Origin of the sequence: Intestinibacter sp. (genome assembly GCF_051866655.1) — a bacterium.
Taxonomy (GTDB): Bacteria; Bacillota; Clostridia; order Peptostreptococcales; family Peptostreptococcaceae; genus Intestinibacter.
On sequence record NZ_JBJDXL010000345.1, the window covers coordinates 1 to 3,379 of the forward strand.

Genomic DNA, 3,379 nt, shown 5'->3' on the forward strand with positions numbered 1-3,379 from the left:
ATTCTAGTAACTTCTAATGAGCACTTAAAGAATAAATATACTAAGGATTTTATGGGAAGGGATTTCTCACAAATCAATAATGCTAAATAGGTTTTTTATCAGCTTATAAGAAGAGTAGAAGAAGGGGAAATGGCTGAAGAGGCGTCTAGATTCCTCGCTCAACATAAGCGTAATGTATCATTAACTGCTTCTATGCATGAATTCTAGCTGGAACAAATTAAAGGAATTCCTACAGAATATAATATGGCAATTATGGAAGATATTTATGCTTCTGTATATAATCACCAAGGAGATTCCTAGAGAGCTAAACCTTTTGATGGTGCTACTTTTGTAAACCCATTTATTGTATACCTTGAGAATTTTTCTTTAAAGGGAGATAAGGCGGGTATTGACAAGAAACAATTTGTGCACTTCTATGATGCTCTTACTGGAACTGGTGGTATTATTAAAACTGCAGGTTTTGGATTAACTAATGATAGAATACGTTCCGATAAATTCTATTAGTATATGATGTACAATATGACTAATAAAGTTTGGAGAGACCATAATGGTAATCAAATTGTCAATATGAGAGGATAGGGCATTCTAGAAGATTTCAATGGTGATAAGGTTAATTATGGTGATATATACTATGCTGATTATTCTTAGGAAAATCCTTATAGAATGAGACAAATAATTGGGTATAGGGGGAATAATACCTATGAGGTGGCCGAGTATATAGTAGATGAGTATGGCTCTATTATTTCTGAAGTTAAAACAGAAGACAATTAGAATTTTGTCAGAAAAGCTGATAGTAACTATGAATTATGGAAGATGTTTGGTGGTATGGATTCTATGGAACTTAGGGATGGCAAGTTAGTACCTTCTGAGAAATCTATATAGTTAACTACTAAAGCTATCTATAGTTACGGAACTAAGAAAGAAGGAGTAACCAAAGCTACTACTGCAGAGGATTTATATCAACCATTAAAACATTCTGACATTCACTATATGCCTACTATTGGAGCAGTAAAACATGGTGCAGCTAATGTTAACCCTGCTAAAGCATTCTACGGTAAATTTGATCTAAGTACTATGAAAGTAAGAATGGTGTAGGCAGGAATTCAACTTGATAAGGAACACCATGCTGATAATGCAGAGTTATCATTAATGACTCAGGTTATTTCTGCCGCTTGTGCTAAAGGTTATACTAAAGAAATGGCAACTAAGTTATATAACGCTCTTTATAGTATTACTAAGTCAGCTACAAATGGTTTTAGGGATGAAGTAGGAAAAATAGCAATCGGTGATAGAGCAAAATTTGGATAGTTAATTACTTCTGCTATTATGAAGTCTATAGTAGAAAGTGATTCTAATGATGGTGATGCTCTATATAATTCTGCAGTTAAGTTAGTACAAGAAATTAGAAAGGATAAAAAACTCCTACTAGATGAGAAATTCCTCCAAGGAGCAGATAGTACATTACCATATAGTTCTTCTACTATTTATGGTAAGATAGTTAATATCTTATCTGTAACTATGACTAAGGCTGGTATTAAAACTAAAATGCCAGGACTTCTTGCCGTACTTTGTCCGACCCATGATGTTATTAAAATGTATAATATGTATGAGGGTGGTAAAGTTAGGTCTTATAGATATGATGAAGTAAGAAGAATGATGGCAGAATATGGAGTTTCTACACCAGAATAGGTACTTGAGGCATTTTAGTAGTCAGCTCCTATTTTTAATTCTATTTCCGATATAGAAATGGGATATAAATATGTAGTAACACTGTAGGATGGGACTTAGAAAATATATTAGGTAGTTGCACCACATAGAGTTGCAGAGAAATAGATAGGAACATCTTACAATGGAATTCCAGTATACCAAATTGGATATTAGACTTTAAAAGAAATGAATCCTTAGTCATTCTAGGAATGGATAATGGATGGTTAGGACTTAAAATCATATAATGTTAAGTTCTCAGATGGAGTTAATAACTATCAACTTGCGGACCTAGATATAGTGTAGGATTACTTTACTATGAGAGATTCTGGCCTTAATAATCTATATTAGTATTTAGATAAGTATAGTATAGGGCAACAGTTTGTTTAGGCTATTTCTGCTGATTTAGGAGCTGCGTTTACTGATAATTCTAATTCTTTTAAATGGCAAGTATTACAAGCATTAATAAAAAGTATAGAAAATAGAATACCTATTAATTCTTTATATAAAAGTATAGTACAAGAAGAATGGCCCACTAGTTAGAAAGCAAATGCCTTAGAAACAACTAATCAATTTGTTGAGTATTTAAGTAATTACCAAATGGCCTTCTTTAATAATATTCTACAAAATACTTTAGATGGTATAACAGATGGAAAAAATGTATTAGTTAATGGTAACCTGGTTACTATACAAAATCATCGTACTCAGTCTTATGGTATTATAATGCCTAAGGTATTCAAGGGTTCATTTGGATTAGAAGAAGGAACTAAATTAAATGAAGTAACTCCAGAATATTTCGCAAGAAAATTAGCTGAGAAGTTAGTTACAAGAGTTAGTAATTATTTTGATGATGAGACTGGAACTGTTATAAATCTCTATGACTTAGAATTAAAACGGTCTAATGGTAATCATCTTTATATAAGAGATGGATTAGAAGGCTGCAATTTGACTCATAAAATTGAATGGCTTTCTAAAGTAGAAAATGGTATACTCTATAGAATTGATAATGATGGGAATATACTCAATCCTATGAAAGAGGGGGATGAAATCTACCTAGACGATGATGGAAATGAGATAATAATTACCAATGATTTGAAATTCCATATTGATAACTAGAGTTATTCAACTTTTAATATATGTGTTGACAGAGCTAAGAATAATGAGTAGAAAATACGAGAGATTGTTCTGCTAGCTTCAGAAAGTGCTAATAAAAGTGCAAATAAGTTAGGAAAATATTTAGCCACAAAAACTAAATTTAAAGATTTAAGAAAAACAATTCTTAACTTAAATGATTACAGTTAGTTATTAAATGAAGATGTTCAGAATGAAGACAAAGAAGTTAAAGGTTGGGGGAAGAAGCATTTACTTGATTTAGCTAATGAATAGTATACCTCATTTAAAAGATAGCTTGACCTTGTAGCTGCCCGTATTCCTGCCCAATCCCAGCAATCATTTATGTCAATGGAGATATAGGGATTCTCTGATCCGGATATAAATAATGCATATGTCAGCATATTTTAGTTCTATTTATAGGGTTCTGATTTGGACATTGATGCTGTCTCTCTTCAAACATTTGCTATTAATGAAGATGGTATATATGAAGGTTATTCTCCCTACTATAATATATAGACAGAGGATCTCAGAAAAGCCTCTGATACATTACCATTTCCAACTG

3 protein-coding genes are annotated in these 3,379 nt (G+C 32.0%); all 3 read left to right on the forward strand.

Annotated features, from left to right (window positions below):
- Positions 1-1,149 precede the first annotated feature (1,149 nt).
- The 3 genes from ACI3VO_RS10315 (at position 1,150) to ACI3VO_RS10325 (ending at position 2,820) form a co-directional block, all read left to right on the forward strand.
- On the forward strand, positions 1,150-1,308 hold the full coding sequence (locus ACI3VO_RS10315; protein WP_439757840.1) for a hypothetical protein: 159 nt from the start codon (positions 1,150-1,152) through the stop codon (positions 1,306-1,308).
- Between the two features lie 18 nt (positions 1,309-1,326).
- Positions 1,327-1,689 carry a hypothetical protein gene (locus ACI3VO_RS10320; RefSeq protein ID WP_439757841.1) on the forward strand — a complete coding sequence of 121 codons (363 nt, stop codon included), beginning with the start codon at positions 1,327-1,329 and terminating at the stop codon, positions 1,687-1,689.
- Between the two features lie 615 nt (positions 1,690-2,304).
- The gene (locus ACI3VO_RS10325; RefSeq protein WP_439757842.1) at positions 2,305-2,820 is read left to right on the forward strand and encodes a hypothetical protein; all 516 of its coding nucleotides are present in this window, start codon (positions 2,305-2,307) and stop codon (positions 2,818-2,820) included.
- Positions 2,821-3,379: the final 559 nt, after the last annotated feature.

What these genes read in the sequence shown, in the direction of transcription:
- ACI3VO_RS10315 (WP_439757840.1), top strand. Translation starts at nt 1,150, where the DNA reads ATGACTCAGGTTATTTCTGCCGCTTGTGCTAAAGGTTATACTAAAGAA.
- ACI3VO_RS10320 (WP_439757841.1), top strand. Translation starts at nt 1,327, where the DNA reads ATGAAGTCTATAGTAGAAAGTGATTCTAATGATGGTGATGCTCTATAT.
- ACI3VO_RS10325 (WP_439757842.1), top strand. Translation starts at nt 2,305, where the DNA reads ATGGCCTTCTTTAATAATATTCTACAAAATACTTTAGATGGTATAACA.